The 22,169-nt window shown below is 63.9% G+C and carries 18 protein-coding genes and 1 pseudogene; 7 read left to right on the plus strand and 12 right to left on the minus strand.

Annotated elements, in window-relative coordinates; translation table 11 throughout:
• Positions 1–47: 47 nt before the first annotated feature.
• Entirely contained in the window at positions 48–1,190 is a 1,143-nt protein-coding gene (locus tag AACQ95_RS19130) for a DUF5610 domain-containing protein (RefSeq protein WP_241279386.1), read from the minus strand.
• A 171-nt stretch (positions 1,191–1,361) separates the two neighbouring features.
• Here AACQ95_RS19130 and trmA point away from each other — a divergent pair, with 171 nt between their 5' ends.
• The 4 genes from trmA (at position 1,362) to AACQ95_RS19150 (ending at position 5,001) form a co-directional block, all read left to right on the plus strand.
• Positions 1,362–2,495: a tRNA (uridine(54)-C5)-methyltransferase TrmA gene (gene trmA, locus AACQ95_RS19135; protein ID WP_241279388.1), complete on the plus strand. Its 1,134-nt coding sequence runs from the start codon at positions 1,362–1,364 to the stop codon at positions 2,493–2,495.
• A 150-nt stretch (positions 2,496–2,645) separates the two neighbouring features.
• Positions 2,646–3,353 carry a two-component system response regulator RstA gene (gene rstA, locus AACQ95_RS19140; protein WP_043142902.1) on the plus strand — a complete coding sequence of 236 codons (708 nt, stop codon included), beginning with the start codon at positions 2,646–2,648 and terminating at the stop codon, positions 3,351–3,353.
• Between the two features lie 85 nt (positions 3,354–3,438).
• Complete coding sequence (gene rstB / locus AACQ95_RS19145) at positions 3,439–4,764, plus strand: two-component system sensor histidine kinase RstB (protein WP_241279390.1); 1,326 nt, start codon at positions 3,439–3,441, stop codon at positions 4,762–4,764.
• Positions 4,765–4,818: 54 nt separating this feature from the next.
• The gene (locus tag AACQ95_RS19150) at positions 4,819–5,001 is read left to right on the plus strand and encodes a hypothetical protein (RefSeq protein WP_021138483.1); all 183 of its coding nucleotides are present in this window, start codon (positions 4,819–4,821) and stop codon (positions 4,999–5,001) included.
• A 76-nt stretch (positions 5,002–5,077) separates the two neighbouring features.
• On the opposite strand, the gene AACQ95_RS19155 is transcribed toward AACQ95_RS19150, so the two are convergent.
• From AACQ95_RS19155 to rpmE, 3 genes are all read right to left on the minus strand, one after another.
• On the minus strand, positions 5,078–6,334 hold the full coding sequence (locus AACQ95_RS19155; RefSeq protein WP_241279391.1) for a malic enzyme-like NAD(P)-binding protein: 1,257 nt from the start codon (positions 6,332–6,334) through the stop codon (positions 5,078–5,080).
• A 181-nt stretch (positions 6,335–6,515) separates the two neighbouring features.
• Positions 6,516–7,949 carry a DUF2867 domain-containing protein gene (locus AACQ95_RS19160; RefSeq protein ID WP_043142986.1) on the minus strand — a complete coding sequence of 478 codons (1,434 nt, stop codon included), beginning with the start codon at positions 7,947–7,949 and terminating at the stop codon, positions 6,516–6,518.
• Positions 7,950–8,065: 116 nt separating this feature from the next.
• Positions 8,066–8,281: a 50S ribosomal protein L31 gene (rpmE, locus tag AACQ95_RS19165; protein WP_033129027.1), complete on the minus strand. Its 216-nt coding sequence runs from the start codon at positions 8,279–8,281 to the stop codon at positions 8,066–8,068.
• Between the two features lie 146 nt (positions 8,282–8,427).
• Here rpmE and priA point away from each other — a divergent pair, with 146 nt between their 5' ends.
• Positions 8,428–10,635, plus strand: coding sequence for a primosomal protein N' (gene priA, locus AACQ95_RS19170; RefSeq protein ID WP_241279394.1), 2,208 nt, complete (start codon positions 8,428–8,430; stop codon positions 10,633–10,635).
• A 70-nt stretch (positions 10,636–10,705) separates the two neighbouring features.
• Here priA and AACQ95_RS19175 read toward each other — a convergent pair whose 3' ends face one another.
• Complete coding sequence (locus AACQ95_RS19175; RefSeq protein WP_241279396.1) at positions 10,706–11,803, minus strand: hypothetical protein; 1,098 nt, start codon at positions 11,801–11,803, stop codon at positions 10,706–10,708.
• 52 nt (positions 11,804–11,855) lie between these two features.
• The gene (locus tag AACQ95_RS19180) at positions 11,856–12,410 is read right to left on the minus strand and encodes a TetR/AcrR family transcriptional regulator (protein WP_241279398.1); all 555 of its coding nucleotides are present in this window, start codon (positions 12,408–12,410) and stop codon (positions 11,856–11,858) included.
• A gap of 78 nt (positions 12,411–12,488) precedes the next feature.
• Between AACQ95_RS19180 and AACQ95_RS19185 the strand changes: the two genes are divergently transcribed.
• Positions 12,489–12,941, plus strand: a complete 453-nt coding sequence (locus tag AACQ95_RS19185) for an HPP family protein (protein WP_277604403.1) — start codon at positions 12,489–12,491, stop codon at positions 12,939–12,941.
• Positions 12,942–12,990: 49 nt separating this feature from the next.
• Here the strand turns inward: AACQ95_RS19185 and ompA are convergent, their stop codons facing one another.
• From ompA to ilvG, 6 genes are all read right to left on the minus strand, one after another.
• On the minus strand, positions 12,991–14,097 hold the full coding sequence (gene ompA / locus AACQ95_RS19190; RefSeq protein WP_241279401.1) for a porin OmpA: 1,107 nt from the start codon (positions 14,095–14,097) through the stop codon (positions 12,991–12,993).
• A gap of 291 nt (positions 14,098–14,388) precedes the next feature.
• Positions 14,389–15,909, minus strand: coding sequence for a threonine ammonia-lyase, biosynthetic (gene ilvA, locus AACQ95_RS19195; RefSeq protein WP_241279402.1), 1,521 nt, complete (start codon positions 15,907–15,909; stop codon positions 14,389–14,391).
• Positions 15,910–15,997: 88 nt separating this feature from the next.
• Complete coding sequence (gene ilvD, locus AACQ95_RS19200; protein WP_241279405.1) at positions 15,998–17,839, minus strand: dihydroxy-acid dehydratase; 1,842 nt, start codon at positions 17,837–17,839, stop codon at positions 15,998–16,000.
• A gap of 142 nt (positions 17,840–17,981) precedes the next feature.
• The gene (locus tag AACQ95_RS19205; protein WP_103472324.1) at positions 17,982–18,926 is read right to left on the minus strand and encodes a branched-chain amino acid transaminase; all 945 of its coding nucleotides are present in this window, start codon (positions 18,924–18,926) and stop codon (positions 17,982–17,984) included.
• A gap of 12 nt (positions 18,927–18,938) precedes the next feature.
• A complete protein-coding gene (gene ilvM / locus AACQ95_RS19210; protein ID WP_043142928.1) occupies positions 18,939–19,229 on the minus strand; it encodes an acetolactate synthase 2 small subunit in 291 nt (96 codons plus the stop codon).
• On the minus strand, positions 19,226–20,872 hold the full coding sequence (gene ilvG, locus AACQ95_RS19215; protein ID WP_241279407.1) for an acetolactate synthase 2 catalytic subunit: 1,647 nt from the start codon (positions 20,870–20,872) through the stop codon (positions 19,226–19,228). The genes ilvM and ilvG overlap by 4 nt, the downstream gene beginning before the upstream one ends.
• Positions 20,873–21,256: 384 nt before the next feature.
• On the opposite strand from ilvG, the pseudogene AACQ95_RS19220 reads away from it, so the two are divergent.
• Positions 21,257–22,147, plus strand: a pseudogene (locus AACQ95_RS19220) (YifB family Mg chelatase-like AAA ATPase); the annotation flags it as partial.
• Between the last annotated feature and the right edge of the window lie 22 nt (positions 22,148–22,169).

The raw sequence follows: 22,169 nt of genomic DNA on the forward strand, positions 1-22,169 counted from the left end.
GGGAGCTGGCAAACGGCAGCTTATGGCTTGAGCCGGGCGATGCCGACTCAGACGCTCTTGCTGGCAGGCTCGGTCGCAGGCTGGAACTGGCCTATCATTCGCAGCGCCTCCAGCATCCGCTGGTTGAAGCTGGTGAAGCTGTTGACCTGAGCCGGTTCGCTCTGGCCGCGGGCCGCCAGCACCGCAGGGGTCAGCGCCTGCTGCTGCGATTCCGGCAGCAGGGCATCCGCCTGTTGCTGCACCTGATCGAGCTTGGGCAGATAGTCCGCCAGCGGCTTGAGGAGATCCTGCAGCGAGTGGGCTCCCTGGTAGGTCTGGCTCAGCTTGACGCTCTGCTTGAGCTTGAGGGAGTAGGAGGCAAGCTGGCTGTCATCCAGTTGCAGGTCACCCGCCTTCTTCAGCAGATCCTCGAAGTTGCCGGAGAAGAAATTCCCCGCCAGATCGTCGATCCCCTTGACCAGCTTGCCGATGGAGTCCATCTCCTCGCTGCTGAGATCCCCCTCCAGCGAGAAGCTGAAGCTCTGGCTCGACTTGAGGCTGAACTGGCTGCCGCTGTCATCTTTCTGGGACTTGGTCTGCCAGCTGTCATTGAAGCGCAGCACCACCTTGTCGCCATCCTTGGTCTGGATCTCCAGCGAACCCTGCTGGCGACTGGCCATCTCGGCCTGCCCCATGTCGGTGGAGGAGACCTTGCCGAAGAACTCCTTCTCGAACTCGTCGAGCCCCTTCTGGATCAGCTTGTAGCTCTGATCGATACCGGTCTTGATGTCTTCGTTATCGGTGGCCCACTTGCCCAGCTGCTTCCTGGCGTCGCCGAAACCCTTGTCCACCCCCTTGCGGGCTTGCTCCATCATGCCGGTCAGGTCGTCGTCGGACTTGCCGTCCGCACGGGCGGCGCCCAGCCGTCCGGTGACGAACTGCAGCACGTTGTCCGCCACCGACTGGAAGTCGAACAGGGTCTCCGGGGTTATCTCCTCGGGTTCCTGTGCCTTGGGTGCCTGATAACCCTGACCGTTGATCTCCAGCGCAAACTGCAACGCCTGCTGTATCAGCACCTGGGCCCACTTGGGCGGCTTGTGCAGGGAGACTTCCTCTGCGCTGCTGATCTGCTTCTCTTGTGCCTGTTGGGGTGCCTTGGGTGAAACGCCCACTCCCTTGGATTGGGCTGAGCCCACGCCGTCGATTTGCATAATGTGTCCTCCCACCATGCCTGTAGATCAGGTATCGGCCTGACTGAACACTTCTTGACCACAAAATACTGGACAATCTGCAATGGCCTTTTAAAATCCACACCCTTTGGGTGGCCCGTTGCCTTCCCCCGATTTCGACCCGGCCCTGCCGGTGTGCATGTGAGGTATATCATGACCCAAATCCAGCAAGCTGGCGCCGACTCCCAGGCCCTGCGGACTCCCGCCGACTACCAGGCCCAGCTCGACGAGAAGCGCGAGCGCCTCAACGGGCTGTTCGCCGACTTCACCCTGCCTGCGCTGGAAGTGCACGCCTCCCCCGCCGAACACTACCGGATGCGCGCCGAGTTCCGCATCTGGCATGAAGGGGATGACCTGTTCCACTGCATGTATGCGCCGGCCACCAAGGAGATCATCCGGGTCGACCAGTTCCCCACCGCCAGCCGCCTCATCAACCAGCTGATGCCGGTGCTGCTGGAGGGGCTTCGCCCGCACCCCGTGCTGCGTCGCAAGCTGTTCCAGATAGACTACCTCTCCACCCAGTCCGGCCAGATCTGCGTCAGCCTGCTCTACCATCGCAAGCTCGAAAGCGAGTGGCAGCAAGCCGCCGAGGCGCTGCAGGCCGACCTGCGGGCCCAGGGGTTCGAGCTGCAACTGATTGGCCGCGCCCACAAGCAGAAGATCTGCCTGGGGGAGGAATTTGTCATCGAGCGGCTGACGGTGCAGGGTCGCGAGCTGGTCTACAAGCAGGTGGAGAACAGCTTCACCCAGCCCAACGCCGCCATCAACGAGCAGATGCTGGGCTGGGCGCTGGACGTGACCAAAGGCAGCGAGGGTGACCTGCTGGAGCTCTACTGCGGCAACGGCAACTTCTCCATCGCCCTGGCACAGAATTTCCGCAAGGTGCTGGCCACCGAGATCGCCAAGCCGAGCGTGGACTCAGCCCAGTTCAACATCGCCGCCAACGGTGTCGACAACCTGATCATACTGCGCATGTCGGCCGAGGAGTTCACCATGGCGATGCGCGGCGAGCGGGAGTTCAACCGCCTCAAGGGGGTCGATCTCGGCGCCTACCAGTGCAGCACCATCTTCGTCGACCCGCCCCGCGCCGGTCTCGACGATGCCACAGTCCGGTTGGTACAGGAGTACGACAACATCCTCTATATCTCCTGCAACCCCGAGACACTGCAGGCCAACATGGTCGTACTGGGCGAAACCCACGAGATCGCCCGCTTCGCCCTGTTCGATCAGTTCCCCTGGACCCACCATATGGAAGCCGGGGTCTATCTCAAGCGCAAGGCGGGTTGATGTCGCCAGGGCACAGCTCCCCGCTCGACAAGCAAGATAAGAACAGGGCCCGCGGGCCCTGTTTGATTATTTATCCCAGTGCACGCGGCGGCCGGAGCCGTTATGCTGGCGGCACGCGCATCCGCGCCACAGCCTGGGTGTCATGCCACAATGCAACGCATTCTTTTTGTTGAAGATGATCCCGAAATAGGCCAACTCATCAGCAGCTGGCTTGCCCGCCACGACATGGAGGTGCTGCTGGAGCCCAGAGGCGACCTGGCGCTGGCCAGGGCTCTGGCCGAGCAGCCCGACCTGGTGCTGCTCGACATCATGCTGCCGGGGCAGGACGGCCTCTCCCTGTGCCGGGATCTGCGTCCGCGCTTCAAGGGCCCCATCGTCATGCTCACCTCCCTCGACAGCGACATGAACCAGATCCTCAGCCTGGAGCTGGGTGCCAACGACTACATCCTCAAGACAACGCCGCCCCCCGTGCTACTGGCCAGGCTGCGGGTCCAGTTCCGCCAGCAGGGACAGGCACCGCAAACAGCCGTGGCCAGTACGCCGCCCCAGCGCCTGCAGTTCGGTCGCCTGCAGATCGACGGGCCGGGTCGGGATGTGCGCCTCGATGGCGACAGCATCCCCCTCTCCACCGCCGATTTTGATCTCTTGTGGGAGCTGGCCTGTCATGCGGGCCAGATCCTGGGACGGGAGGCGCTGTTTCGCAGCCTGCGTGGCCGCGACTACGATGGCCAGGACCGCAGCATGGATGTGGCCATCTCCCGCCTGCGCCGCAAGCTGGGGGATGACAGCAACAACCCGACCCGCATCAAGACGGTGCGCCAGAAGGGTTATCTGCTGGTGCCCCACGCCTGGGAATGAGCTTGATGCTCCCTTCTCCCCGTGTGGGGGATGAGGGGGCAAAAACGCAACGCCCGGACGCAATCCAGGAAAGAGGAAAGATCCCATGCGCCGCCTGTTTATCCAGTTCTACCTGCTGCTGATCGGCTGTTTCACCCTGGCCATACTGCTGGTCGGCATCGTCTATCAGGTCAGCGCCGAGCGGGCGGGTGACCGCTATCTGGAGCGGATGATGCAAGGCTCCCTCGGCCTGCTCACCGGCGAGCTGGCCCGCCTGCCGCCGGAACACTGGCCCGCCCGCATGGCGGAGCAGAGCCGCCAGCTCACCCTGCCGCTGCAGATCGGGGCCCTCGCCAACCAGCCGCTGGCCAAGGAGGATCAGGCCTTTCTCGAGGCGGGCAACATAGTCATAGTCGAGGAGGATGACACCTTCCTGCAGCGCATCCCGGAGACGGATCAGGTGCTGATCGTCGGCCCCGTCCCCTACCTCTCCTACCTGCACGAGCTGCACTGGGTCGATGTAGGGCTGCTGCTGGCCATAGGTCTCTCGCTGGGTCTGCCGATCCTGCTCTGGCTGCGCCCGCACTGGCGCGGCCTGCAACGGCTCGAACAGACGGCCCGCCGGGTCGGCGACGGGGATCTCTCCAGCCGCACCGGCCTGCCCGCCGGCAGCAGCCTGGGCCGGGTGGGACGCACCTTCGATCAGATGACGGAACAGCTGCAGGCCATGCTGGCCAGTCGCAAGCAGCTGACCGATGCCATCGCCCACGAGCTGCGCACCCCCCTGGTGCGGTTGCGCTACCGGCTCGCCATGCTGGACCCGCAGCCATCGGCAGAGGAACAACAGGGGCTGGATCGCGATCTGGGGGCCCTGGACGCCCTCATCGAGGAGATGCTCACCTACGCCAGGCTGGATCGTCCCGAGCTGCCGCTGCAATGCAGCGAGCTGGAGCTGGCCGGCTGGGCCGGCAGCCGTCTCCCGGACTGGCAGGCGCTGCGGCCACATACCCGGCTCGAATTCAGTCACCCCGCCAATCCCCTGCCCTGGCGCGGCGATACCCGATTGCTGGACCGGGCGCTGGAGAACCTCATCGGCAATGCCCTGCGCCACGCCACCAGCCGGGTGACCCTCGCCATGAGCCAGCAGCAGGATCACTATCTGCTGGAGGTGGCCGACGACGGCCCCGGCATAGATCCTGCGCTGGCACCCCAGATCTTCGAGCCCTTCGTGCGGCTGGATCAGAGCCGGGATCGCCGTACCGGCGGCGCCGGCCTCGGCCTCGCCATAGTGCGCAGCATAGCCCGCCACCACGGCGGCGAGGTGCAGTTGCTGCCGAGCAGCAGCGGCGCCCGCTTCTGCCTGAAGCTGCCCGTACATTTGGATACAAACCGTCACCAGCCACTCACTGAACCGCCAGCGGAACGGCCCTAGGATGAAGTCATGGAGAAACGCTCCATGTCATCAACCCGAATGAGGAACTGGAATATGAACAAGCTGATCCCCCTGAGCCTGGCCGCTGTCTTCGCCCTGACCTCCGGCTTCACCATGGCAGCCACCCCCACCAAGGCCGCCGCTCCCCAGGCGACCCAGACCAAGGTGGTGAAAAAGCACCACAAGGCGACTCATGCCAAGGCACCGGCCGTCAAGGTCGCTCCCAAGACCAAATAAAGACGTCTCAAGCTTCCCGTAATGAAAAGGGGCCCCCAGGGGCCCCTTCTGTCGTGGTCGGTATGGCACCGCCAGTTTATTTCAGCATGTAATCTGCCGGCAGCGCGATGCGCGCCACGCCGGAAGCTACCGCCGCCAGCGCCACGGCGCGGGCCACCCGTGGCAGCAGGCGGGCATCCATCGGCTTGGGAATGACGTAATCCTTGCCGAAGGAAAGCGCGCTCACCCCGGCGGCGGTCAGCACCTCGGCCGGCACCGGCTCCTTGACCAGACCGCGGATCGCCTCCACCGCGGCTATCTTCATCGCATCGTTGATGCGGCTGGCGCGGGCGTCCAGCGCGCCGCGGAAAATGAAGGGGAAACAGAGCACGTTGTTGATCTGGTTCGGATAATCCGAGCGGCCCGTGCCCATGATGAGATCGTCGCGTACCGCGTGGGCCAGGGATGGCTTGATCTCCGGGTCCGGGTTGGAGCAGGCGAAGATCACCGGGTTGGGGGCCATCAGGGCCACAGCCTCCGGAGGCAACACGTCCGGGCCGGAGACGCCGACAAACACATCCGCCCCTTCAATGACATCCATCAGGGTGCGCAGCGGCGTGTCGTTGGCGAAGCGCTGCTTGTACTGGTTGAGATCGGTGCGGCCTGTGTGGATCACCCCCTGGCGATCGAGCATGAAGATGTTGTGCGGCGCGGCGCCGCACTTGATCAGCAGGTCCATGCAGGCGGTGGCGGCAGCCCCGGCCCCCATGCAGACGATGCGGCTCTGTTCGATGCGCTTGCCCTGCACTTCCAGCGCATTGAGCAGACCGGCGGCGGTGACGATGGCGGTACCGTGCTGGTCATCATGGAATACCGGGATGTCGCAGCGGGCGATCAGCGCCTGCTCGATCTCGAAGCACTCGGGCGCCTTGATGTCTTCCAGGTTGATGCCACCGAAGGTGTCGGCGATGGCCGCCACTGTGTCGATGAACTGCTGGCTGGTCTCGTGCTTCACCTCTATGTCGATGGCGTCTATGCCGGCGAAGCACTTGAACAGCAGGGCCTTGCCCTCCATCACCGGCTTGGACGCCAGCGGGCCCAGATTGCCCAGTCCCAGGATGGCGGTACCGTTGGAGATGACGGCCACCAGGTTGCCCTTGCCGGTGTAGCGGTAGGCATCATCGGGATTGGCGGCGATCTCGCGCACCGGCTCGGCCACACCCGGGCTGTAGGCCAGCGCCAGATCGTGGGCTGTCTCGGCGGGCTTGGTGAGGGCGATGGTAATCTTGCCCGGTACGGGCTGGGCATGGTAATCGAGTGCTTGTTGACGAAGATCGTGACGCAGATCGGACATGGGGGACCCCGATACGGAAGTGAATGGAGTGGTGCATTGGCTCGCCAGCGGGCGAGGGCTGGGGATCATAAAGAAAACCATCGGGCTTTCACAGAGGAAAGTATCGCCTCGCCGCCACTGACAAGCCAGTAATTAGCATGTCATGCCAATCACTAATACCTATTTAGTTATAGATATGGTTTCACCCCATCACAGGGATGCCCGCTTTCGCCTCCGCCTGCCTGGCGATGGCCTCCGTCATCCCCTGGAAGATGAAGAGATGAAACGGCAGCATGGCGAGCCAGTAGGCCAGTCCCCAGGCCCCCTGAGGATGCCAGTGGGCCGTCACCTTGATGCGGGTCAGGCCGGACTCCTCCGGCAGTATGTTGAACTCCAGCCGCCCCACTCCGGGGGCCTTCATGTTGAACAGCAGATCCAGCCTGCGCCCCTCGTCGACCCCGAGGATCTGCCAGGAGTCCAGCATGTCCCCCTTCACGAAGCGATCCGGGTTGGTGCGGCCTCGGGTGCGGGCAGGGCCGCCGATCAGGTGATCCATCCATTCGCGCACCACCCACAGCTCGTTCATGTAGAAGTAGCGCTGCTCGCCCCCCAGCTGCTGCAACACCTGCCATACCACCTCGGGCGAAGCGAGACAGATGGCCTCCCCGCTGGCGGTGCGGTCATAGAAGCCGTACTCGGGGTGGCGCCAGCGCAGCCCCAGCGGCGTCTCCTGCCCCTGCTGCTCGGCCCCCAGCTTCTGCTCCAGCGCCAGGCTCTCCCCGAGCGCCTCGTCGAAGCTGAGCAGGGTTTGCGGCAGCAGGGCCCGCAGCGGGCCGTCATCGGCCGGGATGTCGTGCTTGAGGCCACCCACCAGCGCCTTGGCCACGGGTTGCGGCACAGATGTGACGAATTGCAGCCACCAGGCGGAGAGACGGGGGCTCAGAAACGGGATGGGGATGATGGGACAGCGCTTGCCGATATGGGCGGCGAACTTCTGCAACTGCTGCTGATAGCTGAGCAGCTCGGGGCCGACGGCGTTGAGCACCCGGCCATCCACCCCCTCGACCTCCACCAGCCCGCCGAGGTAGTGCAGCAGGTTGGAGAGCGCTATGGGCGGCGTGCGGGAGCGCACCCACTTGGGCGTGACCATCATGGGCAGGTTGAACACCAGATCCCGCATCACCTCGAAGGCGGCCGAACCCGGCCCTATGATGATGCCGGAGCGCAGCTCCACCGTCGGCACACCCGCCTCGCGAAACAGCTCGCCACAATGGCGGCGGGAGTTGAGATGACGGCTATTGCAGCGCTCGGGCTGGATGGCCCCCAGATAGATGATGCGACGCACCCCGGCGGCGCGGGCGGCGGCGGCGAAGTTCTTCACCCCCTGCTGCTCCAGCCGGTGAAAATCGGCGCCGGCCCCCATGGCGTGCACCAGATAGAAGACGGTGTCTATGCCCGCCAGCGCAGGTAGCAGGGTAATGGGCTTGAGGCTGTCGGCGAGACGAAACTCCACGCCCGGCGGCAGACGGCAGGGACGACGAGCCCCGGCGATCACCCGATAACCCAGCCCTTGCAGGTGGGGCACCAGGTAAGACCCTATATATCCTGCCGCTCCCATCACCAGACATGTGCGCATCTGTTTTTCTCCCATGAGTGAGCCAACACCATAGGGCAAACCGCTTCAATACAGAACGCCGCGCAATAAAAAAGGCGCCCGATGGGCGCCTTTTTCAGAATTCTTCAGAAGTAGAATTACTTCTTGGCAGTCAGACCACCGAAACGCTTGTTGAACTTGTCTACGCGGCCGCCGCTAGAAACTTCTTTCTGCTTGCCGGTATAGAACGGGTGGCATGCAGAGCACACGTCCAGGTTCAGATCTTTACCCAGGGTAGAGAAGGTATTGATGACGTTACCGCAAGAGCATTTGCAGGTGATGGCGACGTACTCGGGATGGATATTAGCTTTCATGGACAACCTCGATAATAGGCCGTGTCGCCATCCGATCTCTTGTCGGACACCACACGATTGTTGAACACAGTTTCAAAGGCTGCGAATAATATAGGAAATGCCTGAGATCAGGCAAGTGGCTTCGCAGAAAAAATAGGCAATCCCTGGTGAATTCTTCCCAAACGCTGGATCTGGTTCGTGTGGCTGTGCCGGTGCCGTTACGCCGTCACTTCGACTATCTCTCTCCCTTGCCCCTGCCTGAGCCCGGCTGTCGGGTCGAGATCCCCTTCGGCCCCCAGACCCTGGTCGGGCTGGTGGTGGAGCATCCGACCGAGAGCCAGGTGCCCCGCAACAAGCTCAAGCCCATCAAGCGAGTGCTTGACAGCGCCCCCGTGCTGGGGCCGGACATACTGGCGCTGATGGCCTGGAGCGCCAGCTACTACCAGCATCCGCTGGGAGAGGTGCTGCCCCACGCCCTGCCGGTGCTGGTGCGCAAGGGGGAGCCCGCCGCCTACCGGGAGCTGGAGTTCTGGTTTGCCACGCAAGCCGGCATGGCGATCGATCTCAACGAGCTCAAGCGGGCCGCCAAGCAGCAACAGGCCCTCGCCCTGCTGCGTAAGGGGCCGCAGACACCGTCAGCCCTCAAGCAGGAGGAGATCCAGAGTGCGGCACTCACTGCGCTGGAGAAGAAGGGGCTGCTGGAGAAGCGTATCCTGGAGCCGAGCCACGACGGCGACTGGGCGACGCATTTTGACGCGGGAGAGGGGCTGCGCCTCAACGGCGAGCAGGCACTGGCGGTATCCGCCGTCACCAGTCAGAGCAACCAGTTCGGCGCCTTCCTGCTGGACGGCATCACGGGGTCAGGCAAGACCGAAGTGTACCTGAGCATACTCGAGCCCCTGCTCAAGGCGGGCAAGCAGGCGCTGGTGATGGTGCCCGAAATCGGCCTCACTCCCCAGACCATCAATCGCTTCCGTCGCCGCTTCAAGGTGCCCGTGGTGGCGATGAACTCGGCCATGAACGATCGGGAACGGCTGGATGCCTGGCTCGCCTGCCGCGACGGCGGCGCCGCCATCCTGATCGGCACCCGCTCTGCGGTGTTCACCCCGTTCAAGAACCTCGGCATCATCATCATAGATGAGGAGCACGACGGCTCCTTCAAGCAACAGGATGGTTTTCGCTACCACGCCCGGGATCTGGCGGTGATGCGGGCCCATCGCGCCGGCATTCCCATCCTGCTCGGCTCGGCCACCCCCTCGCTGGAGACGCTGCACAACGCCCGCACCGGCAAGTATCACCACCTCAGCCTGACGCGGCGCGCCGGCAACGCCCAGACCGCCCGCCAGGTGATCCTGGACATCAAGAGCGTGCGGCTGCAGGCCGGGCTCTCCCCCCAGCTGGAGCAGCTGATGGCGGAACACCTGGTGGCCGGCAACCAGGTGATGCTGTTTCTCAACCGCCGTGGCTATGCCCCCTCGCTGATCTGCCACCAGTGTGGCTGGAGCGCCGCCTGTGAGCGCTGCGACGCCTGGTACACCTGGCATCAGGCAGGGCGTCGCCTGCACTGCCACCACTGCGACAGCGTGCGCCCCCTGCCCCACAGCTGCCCCGAGTGCGGCAGCAAGGAGCTGATCGGCTCGGGAGTTGGTACCGAGCAGCTGGAGCAGCTGCTCACCACGGTTTTCCCCCAATACCCGGTGGTGCGCATCGACAGAGACAACACCCGCCGCAAGGGGGAGCTGGAGACCCATCTCGGCGACATCAAGGCGGGCAAGTACAAGATCCTGATCGGCACCCAGATGCTGGCCAAGGGGCACCACTTTCCGGATGTGACGCTAGTGGGCCTGCTGGATGTGGATGGCGCCCTGTTCAGCGCCGATTTTCGCGCCGCCGAGAAGCTGGCCCAGCTCTACACCCAGGTGGCGGGGCGCGCCGGGCGCGCCAGCAAGCCCGGGCTGGTGGTGTTGCAGAGCCACCACCCGGAACATGCCCTGCTGCAGGATCTGACCCAGAACGGTTATGGCCACTTCGCCGACACGGCGCTCAAGGAGCGTCGCCTGCTGGGGTTGCCGCCGTTCAGCTATCAGGGGCTGTTCCGGGCCGAGGCCACTGGCCGTGACGAGGTGCAGCTGTTCCTCACCCGCCTCGCCGAGACACTGCGCAGCGCCCGTTACCCCCACGTGCAGGTGCTGGGGCCCATCAGCGGCTTCATGGAACGCAAGGCGGGCAAATTCCGCATGCAGCTGCTGGTGCAGGGGCCGAACCGGGCAACCCTGGCACAACTGCTGGATTGGGCGGTCAAGGAGCTGGATGGCTGGCCCGAGACCAAGAAGGTGCGCTGGAGTCTGGACATAGACCCCACCGAGCTGAACTGAGCCAGTTGGTATATTGCTCAGGTGCTGGCGGCGACTCGCGATCCCGCTATGCGCCAGCCAGGGCCCGGGATCAGACCCTCAGGTCTATCTGTTGCACCCAGCCGCCCTTGCCCTGCTCGGTGAGGTAGAGACCTGACTGACGCAAGACCCCCTGATTGCCGCCCTCGCCCAGGTGATTGAAGGGGGTATCCAGAGGGTGCAGCAGTATGGCGCCTATCCCCAGCTCCACCAGCGCAACGGGGGCATTGTCCGGGCGCCAGAACTGCAGGGCCGAGAAGGATTTGTCGCCTTCATCCAGCACGCCGTTGCCATCCTCATCCAGTGCCGCCAGCTCGCCGAAGCCGTTGCCCGAGCGGGCTCCGAACAGTTCGCCGCCATCGTCTATGGTGCCGTTGCCGTTGCGATCCAGCGCCACGAAACCGCTGCCCTCGCTCAGACCCGGCAGGCTGTCGTCCTTGCCATCCTGATCTATGTCGAAGTTGACCCGCGCCTCGGTCAGATCGGCAATCTTGCCATCCAGACTGAGCACCAGCGGATCCTTGAGGGCATTGAGGGTGGTGCGGCGCTGGCTGATATCGAGCTGGCGCCAGTCGAGCACAAAGCCGAGATCGAGCTGCAGGGTCTGGCCATCCTTGGTCTCCACGCTGGCCGCCGCCACCACGTTGAGCTGCTCCCGCTGCAGCAGGGTATCGGTTACCTCCACCGCCTGATCCGGCTCGGGAGCGGCCTGGGTTGCCTCCCCTTGCGGAGCCGGCACCCCCTCCGCGGTCTGTTCGGCCGGCTTGATGGGCGTCGGCAGCTCTATCTCGTGGCCGAGCATGGCCTCTATCATCAGCTTGATGAGCCGCAGCCGATTATCCAGCCCCTCGTCGGGATTGGCCTCTTCCTCTTCCGGCTTGACCAGAGAGGGCACGCTCTCGGCACTGGCGCCGCCTGGCTGGCTCACGCTCCCCTGCATGACGTTCGCGCTGACGGTGCGCATCAGTTCGGCCACCACCCGATCCGTCGTGGGCGTGGCCTCATTCCCGGCAGGGCTCCCGGACACGGCAGGGGCGACGGGCCCGAGGTTGCGTACCTTGCGAGCCTGCAGCTGTTGATACTGGTGCTGTACCTCTCCCTGGAGATCGTAGTGATCGATGCGCATACGTTGATCCTCGGCGCCATACATCTGGTCAGTTATCGACCGGATGTCGCATCAGGCTTAACACCGATTGGCTATATCAGAGCATGGCAGCCTCGCCATCGGCACATAACAAGGCCAGGGCCAGTGATCTGGCCTGCTCCAGCGCCAACGGCTGCTGATAGCTGTGGGCCATCACCACTGCCCCCTCCAGCAGCAGGCAGAGCCCGGTGGCGTGCGAGAGGCTGCACCCGAGCTGCGCCCTGACCCAGTTCAGCAGCGCCTGCTTGTGTGCCACCACCAGCTTGCGAACCGGATGACGCGGGTCGGCAAACTCGGCGCTGGCATTGATGAAGTTGCAGCCATAGAAGTCGCTGCGGCCAAACCACTCGCCGAATCCGTCGAACAGGGCGTGCAACCGCTCCTCCCTGCCCTCCCGACCCGCGAGCCGCGTCTCAAGCAGGGCAAAAAACTCCCGCTCACGGGACAGCAGCACCTCTTCGATCAGCGCATCCTTGGTGGGAAAGTGACGGTAGAGGGTACGCTTGGTGCTCCCTGCCTCCGCCCAGATGCGATCTATGCCGGTTGCGTGAAAGCCATGACGATTGAACAGCCGATAGGCGGTTTCCATCAGCTGCTGCCGTTTTTCACTCACGTCATTTTCCCCTTGAAGTACACCGATCTGTCTACCTAATGTGCCTAATCACGTCAGACAAACCAAGAGGGAAACGTGATGACAAAATGGCATGGCCCGTTATGGGCAGGCGTGGGCGCGGCACTGGCGATCGGGGTGTTGGGCTGGCTGAACATCAGCTGGCACACGGCCCTGATCATGGCGCCCTTCGGGGCAAGCTGCGTGCTGCTGTTTTCACTGCCGGCCAGCCCGCTGGCCCGCCCGTACAATCTGCTCGGGGGCCACCTGCTGACGGCCACGGTCGGCTTGCTGGTACAGTCGCTCCCCTTGCCGCTGGAACTGCAGCTGGCATTGGGAGTGGGGCTGGCCATAGCGCTGATGCAGGGCCTGAACCTCATACACCCGCCCGCCGGCGCCAACCCCCTGCTGGTGTTGATGACGGGGCAAGAGTGGCCCTTCCTGTGGCACACAGTGCTGCCCGGTGCCTTGCTGCTGATCCTGTTGGGCCACGGCTTTCAGCGGGTGCGGCTGTGGCGGCCCAAGGCCATATAAACAACAAGGGAGGCCAAAGCCTCCCTTGTTGTGATTCATGCCAATACCCTTACTTGGCGGCCTGGGAAACACCTTCCAGCCGCACTTCCACCCGGCGATCCGGTGCCAGACAGGCGATCAGCGCAGGCTTGGAACCGCTGCTGCAGTTGTTGCCGGTCACGGGGGAGGACTTGCCACGCCCCTCGACCCGCACCTTGTCGGCAAACAGCCCCTTGGCGATCAGGTAGTCGGCCACGCTGCGGGCACGCTGTTCCGACAGGGACTGGTTATAGGCATCGGAGCCTATGCGGTCGGTATGTCCGATCACGGTCGCCACGCCATCCTTGGGATTGGCCGCCACTATCTGGCTGAACAGGGTATCGAGCGCCTGACTGGCGGTCGGCTTCAGGGTGGCCTTGTTGAACTCGAACAGCACATCCGAGCTCAGGCTGAACTGCTGGGTGACGACCACGGCGGCGGGAGCAGGCGCCACGACGGGCGCAGGTGCCGGAGCCACCACATCGCCCCCCTGCTGACCGAAGCGGTAGAGCATGCCGACGGAGAGCAGGCCGTTATCCATCTCTATGCCGGAGCGATCGAGGGAGGCGTCCCCCAGCGGCGTTGTGTACTGATATTCGATACGGGCGGCCCAGTCACGATCAATGGCGTACTCAACTCCCAGCGCCCCGACAAACGCGGCCCCATGCTTGTTGCCTGTCTCCTTGATGAAATCGGTCGAGGTCTGGGCCGACAGCTCACTGTTGGTCCAGGCGTAGCCGCCGCCGATCCGGCCATAGAGATCCAGCGCGTCGTTGACCGGGAACCCTATCTTCATGGTGGCCTGGATCATCTGGCTCTTGGCTTCCCCCTCCACCCTGACCCCGCTCAGATCACCGGACGAGGTGTACTTGCCGAACCAGTCATAGCCGAACTCGAAACCCAGGTTGGGGTTGAGCTGATAACCGGCGAACGCACCCAGCCCGAGTGCATCCTTGCTGGTGCTGGTGTTTTGCAGCGCGCCCAGGGTATCCGAGACCACCTGCTTCTGGTCGACATCGAAGTAGTTGGACCAACCGGCCTTGCCGCCGGCATACCAGGTGTTGTCCTGGGCGGCAGCCTGCACGGCCCCCGTCGTAAGCAGGCCGCTGACCAGCACGGCAAGTATCGATTTGTTCATGGTGAAAGCCTCTGCAATGAGTCGTTATGGGCGCGCTATGCGCTTATCTTCCCTGATGGGGCGAACCCGGCCCCGTTCATCAGGTTATCCCATCTCTCGCCGGCCTCAAATGACTTGGGACTCAAGAGTGTGAAGCTGACGACATTCCCGACTGGAAAAACGGCGCAGATGCAGGATCACAATAAAGGTCCGGGCAGCAACCGGCCCAGCGGGTTGCCCCTGATCGCGAACCGCCACGACCACAAAAAAAGAGGGAGGCTTGCGGCCTCCCTGCTTGTGTTCTGCGGGTCATCAGCTGGCCAGAAACAGCCGGTAGGCGGGGTCGTCACTGACCTCTTTCCAGCCGTAGCCAATCTCGCGCAGGTAGTCGTGGAAGGCGGCCACGTCCTCGTCCGGCAGCTCGAAGGCGCAGAGCACGCGGCCGTAGTCGGCGCCGTGGTTGCGGTAGTGGAACAGGCTGATGTTCCAGCGACAGCCCAGGGTCTCCAGAAAGCGCATCAAAGCGCCCGGTTGCTCCGGAAACTTGAAGCTGTAGAGACGTTCACCCAGGGGCCGGGCCGGGCGGCCGCCAATCATGTAGCGCACGTGGTTCTTGGCCAGCTCGCTCTCTGTCATGTTGACCACAGGGTAGCCATTTCCCTCCAGCTGGTGCTGGATCTGGGTCAGCTCCTCGTCGCCGCCGGTCAGGCGCACCGAGACGAACAGCGACGCCTGGGCCGCATCGGCGTAGCGGTAGTTGAACTCGGTCACCATGCGCGGTCCGAGCTGACGACAGAAGTCGAGGAAGGCCCCCTTGCGCTCGGGTATGGTCACCGCCAGCATGCCCTCGCGCTTCTCGCCTATCTCGCAGCGCTCCGACACGTAGCGCAGGCTGTGGAAGTTGACGTTGGCGCCGGACAGAATGGCCGCCATCCGTCCGCCCTTGACCTGTTCGCGCTCGCTGTAGGCCTTGAGCCCCGCCAGCGACAGGGCGCCAGAGGGTTCGGCGATGGCGCGGCAGTCGTCGAAGATGTCTTTCAGCGCGGCGCAGATCTGGTCGTTGGAGACGGTTACCACCTCGTCCAGATACTGGTTGCACAGACGAAACGTCTCTGTGCCGATGCGCTTGACCGCCACACCGTCGGCAAACAGCGAGACCCGCTCCAGATTGACCGGCTCGCCGGCCTCCATGGCGGCCTTGAGGCAGGCGGAGCCTTCCGCCTCCACCCCGATCACCTTCACATCCGGCAGCAACTGCTTGATGTAGACGGCTACCCCGGCGGCCAGGCCGCCGCCCCCCACAGGCACGAAGACGTGGGTGAGGTGGGTATCCTGCTCCAGCAGCTCCTTGCCGATAGTGCCCTGGCCCGCGATCACCTCGACGTCGTCAAACGGCGGTATCAGGGTGTAGCCCTCCAGTTCGGAGAGGCGGCGGCTCTCGGCATAGGCCTCGTCGAAGCTGTTGCCAAACAGCATGACGTTGCCGCCCAGCCGGCGCACCGCATCTATCTTGATGTCCGGTGTGGTCTTGGGCATCACTATGATGGCCTTGATGCCGAGCTTGGCCGCCGACAGGGCGACCCCTTGGGCGTGGTTGCCGGCAGAGGCGGCTATGACGCCGTGATCCTTCTGCTCCTGGGTCAGGGTGGCGATCTTGTGGTAGGCACCGCGCAGCTTAAAGGAGTGCACCGGCTGCAAGTCTTCCCGCTTGAGGGAGACCTGGTTGCCGAGCCGCTCGGAGAGTTTCTTCAGGGTTTGCAGGGGGGTGACCCGCGCCGCCTCATAGACGGGGGAGAGCAACACCTTGCGTAGATAATCTGCCGCAGAGACCATGGTTACTCCTCCGTCTTGCCGGGATGAACGCGCACCATGCTCGGCACGGCGCAGACGGAATACGGGTAATTTGCCTTAAGTGTCATCATCACTCCTCCAGCTTGCTGCGATCTCGTACCGCGCCCTTGTCGGCGCTGGTGGCGAGCATGGCGTAGGCGCGCAGGGCAAAGGAGACCTGACGCTGACGGTCCAGCGGCTTCCAGCCACGGGCCGAGGCGGCAACGCGGCGGGCGGCCAGCACGCTGTCGGCCACCTCCAGCACCATGCTGCGAGCCGGAATATTGATGTTGATGATGTCGCCATCCTCCACCAGGCCTATGGTGCCGCCGGAGGCCGCCTCCGGTGAGACGTGGCCGATGGAGAGACCCGAGGTACCGCCGGAGAAGCGGCCGTCGGTGATCAGGGCGCACTGTTTGCCCAATCCCATGGACTTGAGATAGGTGGTGGGATAGAGCATCTCCTGCATGCCGGGGCCGCCCTTGGGCCCTTCGTAGCGGATCACCACCACTTCACCGGCCTTGACTGTGCCGTCCAGGATGCCGGCAACCGCCGTGTCCTGGCTCTCGAACACCCGGGCCGGGCCACGGAAACAGAGGTTCTCGTCATCCACGCCGGCCGTTTTGACGATGGCGCCATCAAGGGCCAGATTGCCGGAGAGCACGGCCAGGCCGCCCTCCAGGCTGTAGGCATTGTCCAGCGAGCGGATGCAGCCCTCGGCTCTGTCCACATCCAGCTCGGGCCAGCGGCAATCCTGGCTGAACGCCTTGGTGGTGCGGATCCCGGCCGGACCGGCGCGGTAGAAGTCCACCACCTCCTGGCTCGGCTGGCGGCTGACGTCATATTCGTTGAGCAGTTCGGCCAGGGAGCCGCCCAGTACGGTGCGGGTATCGCCGTGCACCAGACCCGCCTTCTCCAGCTGGCCCAGGATGGCGACCACGCCACCGGCGCGGTGCACGTCTTCCATGTGGTACTTCTGGGTAGAGGGCGCCACCTTGCACAGCTGGGGCACCTTGCGCGACATGCGGTCGATGTCGGCCATGGTGAAGTCCACCCCGGCCTCCTGCGCCGCCGCCAGCAGGTGCAGCACGGTATTGGTGGAGCCACCCATGGCGATGTCCAGCGCCATGGCGTTCTCGAATGCCGCCTTGGTGGCGATATTGCGCGGCAATGCCGACACATCGTCCTGCTCATACCAGCGCTTGGCCAGGGTCACTATGCGCTGGCCCGCCAGCTTGAACAGCTGCTCGCGATCGGCGTGGGTCGCCAGCATGGAGCCGTTGCCCGGCTGGGAGAGGCCCAGCGCCTCGGTCAGGCAGTTCATGGAGTTGGCGGTGAACATGCCGGAGCAGGAGCCGCAGGTGGGGCAGGCGCTGCGCTCTATCTGGTCGCTCTGGGCATCGGAGACCTTGGGATCGGCTCCCTGGATCATGGCATCCACCAGATCCAGCTTGATGATCTGATCGGACAGCTTGGTCTTGCCCGCCTCCATGGGGCCGCCGGAGACGAAGATCACGGGTATGTTGATACGCAGGGCGGCCATCAGCATCCCCGGGGTGATCTTGTCGCAGTTGGAGATGCAGACCATGGCATCGGCGCAGTGGGCGTTGACCATGTACTCCACCGAGTCGGCGATCAGCTCCCGGGACGGCAGCGAATAAAGCATGCCGCCGTGGCCCATGGCGATGCCGTCATCCACGGCGATTGTGTTGAACTCCTTGGCGACGCCACCCGCGGCTTCGATCTCGCGGGCCACCAGCTGGCCCAGGTCCTTGAGGTGAACGTGGCCGGGCACGAACTGGGTGAAGGAGTTGACCACGGCTATGATGGGCTTGCCAAAATCCTGATCTGTCATGCCGGTGGCACGCCAGAGGGCGCGGGCCCCGGCCATGTTACGTCCGTGGGTGGTGGTGGCGGATCTCAACTTCGGCATTGTCTCTACTCCCTGAATGCCCATGGGGCGCATGATTTCTTGAATGTGTGACTCGCGGATCGGGAATCGATCCTGGTCAGGGCACTAGGCTGATGCCCTGACCGGAAGCGACTCGGGGAGGCGTCACGCCTCCCCTCTCTCATCAGTCGTTGACCGGCGTCAGCCAGCCCCACTTGTCCTCGGTCTGGCCGTTGAACAGGCCGAAGAAGGCGTTCTGCAACTGCTCGGTCACGGGGCCACGACAGCCGGCACCTACCTTCATCCGATCCACCGAACGCACAGGTGTCACCTCGGCGGCGGTGCCCGTCATGAAGATCTCGTCTGCGACGTACAGCGCCTCGCGCGGCAGCGCCTGCTCACGCACCTCATAGCCGAGATCGCGGGCCAGCGTCATTATGGTGTCGCGGGTGATGCCGGGCAGGATGGCGGCGGTGGCGGGCGGGGTGAAGAGCACGCCGTTTTTCACCAGGAACAGGTTCTCCCCCGCCCCCTCGCTCAGGTAGCCGTTCACATCCAGTGCCAGCCCTTCGGCATAGCCGTTGCGCTTGGCTTCCCGGCTGATCAACTGGGACGACAGATAGTTGCCGCCGGCCTTGGCACCGGTGGGGATGGTGTTGGGGGCGAGCCGGTTCCAGGAGGTGACGCACACATCCACCCCGTTTTTCAGCCCCTCCTCCCCCAGATAGGCGCCCCACGGCAGGGCCGCCACCATGAGATCTGCCTTGGCATCCAGCGGCGGATGCAGCCCCAGCCCCACGTTGCCGACAAAGGCCAGCGGGCGCAGATAGCCGCTCTTCAGGCCGTTCTCGCGCACCACTGTACGGCAGGCTTCATTCACCTCGGCCTCGCTGTAGGGGACGTCCATCCAGTAGATCTTGGCGGAGTCGAACAGGCGGCGGGTATGCTCCTGCAGCCGGAAGATGCAGGTGCCCTTGGGGGTATCGTAGGCGCGCACACCCTCGAACACGGAGGAGCCGTAATGCAGGGCGTGGCTCATGACGTGCACCTGGGCATCTTGCCAGGGCACCAGGGCGCCGTTGAACCAGATGTACTTGGGCTGAGTGGGGGATTGGGAAGGCTGTGACATTGCAGTTGCTCCTTAAGCTCTGATCCGGGGTTGCTGTTCCAGTGCATCGACCCGGGAGACGTCCACCAGCTTGACCAGCTGGCTCCATAACTGCTGGATGGGACGCTCCGACTCGACAGTAACCGTGATCCGCAGCTGTTGGCAATCCTGCTCCGCTCTCGTTTCCATAGTGAGAGCGCAGAGCGCGAAGCCGCGGTGACGAACCACCCGCAGCACCCGCTCCATCACTTCGGGTCTGGGCTGGGCGTGAATATGCAGGGTGTGCTGTGCAGCTGCTGGCTGTGCAAAGGTGTGCGGGTTCATGGGCGTTGCTCCATCATCTTGTGGTTGGCGACTCCCGGCGGAACCAGGGGCCAGACGTTTTCTTCCTCTGAAATGGCGACATGCAGCAGATAGGCGCTCTCGCTTGCCAACAGGCGCTCGAGGGCACCGGCTATCTGCTCCTTGCATGTGATGGTCTCGCCCGGAATGCCGAACGCGGCGGCCAGGGCGACAAAATCCGGGTTGTCGGAGAGTATGGTTTCGCTGTAGCGGCCATCGAAGAACAGCTCCTGCCACTGGCGCACCATGCCGAGACGCTGGTTGTCGATCAGCACCATCTTCACCTTGAGCTGGGCCCGACGTATGGTGCCGAGCTCCTGCACGTTCATCATGAAGGAGCCGTCACCGCTCACCAGCACCACCTCGTCATCGGGGCGCGACATCTTGGCGCCGATAGCGGCGGGCAGGCCGAACCCCATGGTGCCAAGGCCGGCGCTGGAGAGGTGGTTGCGCGGGCTGGTAAAGCGCATGTGCTGTGCCACCCACATCTGGTGCTGGCCGACGTCGCAGGCCACCACGCTGGTGTCTGGCAGACGGGCCGACAGCTGCTTGAGCAGGGCCGGGGCATAGATGGGCTGGCCGGGATGGTCGTAGCGAAACGCATAGTCGCGGGCCATGTTCGCGCAGTGCTCACGCCAGGGATCTATGGCCAGCGCCATGGCCAGGGCGGGCAACACCCGCTTGAGATCAGTGGTGATGCCCACCTCGGCGGCACGGCGCTTGCCGAACTCGGCGGCGTCCACGTCCAGATGGATCACCTTGGCCTCGGGGGCAAACTCCTCCAGCTTGCCGGTCACCCTGTCATCGAAACGGGCACCCACCACCAGCAGCAGATCGCTCTGCTGCACCGCGTAGTTGGCGGCCTTGGTGCCGTGCATGCCGAGCATGCCCAGATAGACGGGGCTGTCGGGATCCAGCGCCCCTATCCCCTTGAGGGTGGTGACGGCCGGCATGCCGGTGGCGGCGGCAAACTCGCGCAGTTGCTGCTCGGCATTGGCCATGCCCACACCGCCACCGACGTAGAGCACGGGACGCTCGGCACCGGCCAGCAGGGTGCGGGCAGCCGTCAACTCTGACGGGTTGAGCGCCTCCAGCTCCTCCACCGCAAACAACGGGCTCTGGGTAGGCACGGCGGCCAGCTGCACATCCTTGGGAAAGTCGATGAGTACCGGACCCGGGCGCCCTTCGGTGGCGATGGCGAAGGCTTCCGCCAGTACCCGCCCCAGATCGGCGGCATCCGTCACCATGAAGGAGTGCTTGGTGCAGGAGAGGGACATGCCGAGCACGTCGACCTCCTGAAACGCATCGGTGCCGATGGCGGAACAGGGCACCTGACCACTGATGGCCACCAGGGGCACGGAATCGAGCAGCGCCTCCGCCAGCCCGGTCACCAGATTGGTGGCCCCCGGACCCGAGGTGGCGATGCAGACCCCCACCTGGCCGGAGGCACGGGCGTAGCCCACCGCCGCCATGGCGGCCCCCTGTTCGTGGCGGCAGAGCTGATGGGCAAGACCCCCGTCATACAGGGCGTCGTAGACCGGCATGATGGCTCCGCCCGGGTAACCAAACACCTGGGTCACACCCTGTTTCTTGAGAGCCTGTACCAAAAACTGCGCGCCGTTCATGTGGAAAATCCTGTCCTGTAGTCGAAAAAAAACCCCCGAGCTGTGAGGCTCGGGGGTCGCTTGTTTCGTTCTGTCCGGTGGTGGGTCTATCCCTTGTTCCGTGCAGCTAAACGAGCCCCGAGCGGTGAGATAATAATCACCACTAGGACCACAATAATGCTGACGAAACGGGAGGCCATGTTCATAGTTACAACCGGAAATCCTGTGAAATTGGGGCGGTTTGCACCGCGAATGGCTATTAGAACTAGCACGGTGATTTTTATTGGGCAAGCCTTTTTTACCTGACAAGACTCTGATTTTGACTGAGCCGCGCCGTGATAGCTGGCATAAAAAACTAATAAAAAACGGTTAACTAGCACATACATCAAACCAAGGACGGGATTTATGTCATTAGCTGTGGTTTATAGCCGTGCCAGCCTGGGGATTGCGGCACCACAAGTCACGGTGGAAGTTCACCTCTCCAACGGCCTGCCCGCTTTCAACATGGTGGGCCTGCCGGAAACCTCGGTGAAGGAGTCACGGGATCGGGTACGCAGCGCCCTGCTCAACGGCAACTTCGAGTTCCCGTCCAAACACATTACGGTCAATCTGGCCCCCGCCGATCTGCCCAAGGAGGGTGGCCGCTTCGATCTTGCCATCGCCATCGGCATTCTCGCCGCTTCCAAGCAGATACCCGCAAAATACCTGCTCGATCATGAATTTTTAGGGGAGTTGGCCCTGACCGGAGAGATCCGACCCGTGCTCGGGGTACTGCCTGCCGTGCTTGCCTGCCGCGACGCGGGGCGCACCCTGCTGGTGCCGCGAGAGAACGGCCCGGAGGCCTCCCTTATTCAGGATGCCGAGGTGCGCACCGCCCATCAGCTGCTGGCCGTCACCGCCTGGCTGGCGGGTCAGTACGAGCTGCCGCTGCCGGATCCCCAGACCACGGATGCCCTGCCCGATGTGCCGGATCTGCAGGATGTGATCGGCCAGTCCCAGGCCAAGCGGGCGCTGGAGATTGCCGCCGCCGGCAGCCACAACCTGCTGTTCATAGGCCCGCCCGGCACCGGCAAGAGCATGCTGGCGAGCCGCCTGCCCGGCATTCTGCCACCGCTGAGCGAGCAGGAGGCGCAGCAGACCGCCGCCATCCACTCCATCGGCGGCCTGACCCCGCGCGCCGGTCACTGGCATCACAGGCCATACCGCACGCCCCATCACAGCGCCTCGGCGGTAGCGCTGGTAGGCGGTGGCAGCCACCCGCGGCCCGGCGAGATCTCGCTGGCTGTAAGCTCTATAAATATTTGCGAATGAACAGATT

It is taken from the genome of Aeromonas sp. MR19, from assembly GCF_963899305.1.
GTDB lineage: Bacteria > Pseudomonadota > Gammaproteobacteria > Enterobacterales > Aeromonadaceae > Aeromonas > Aeromonas bestiarum.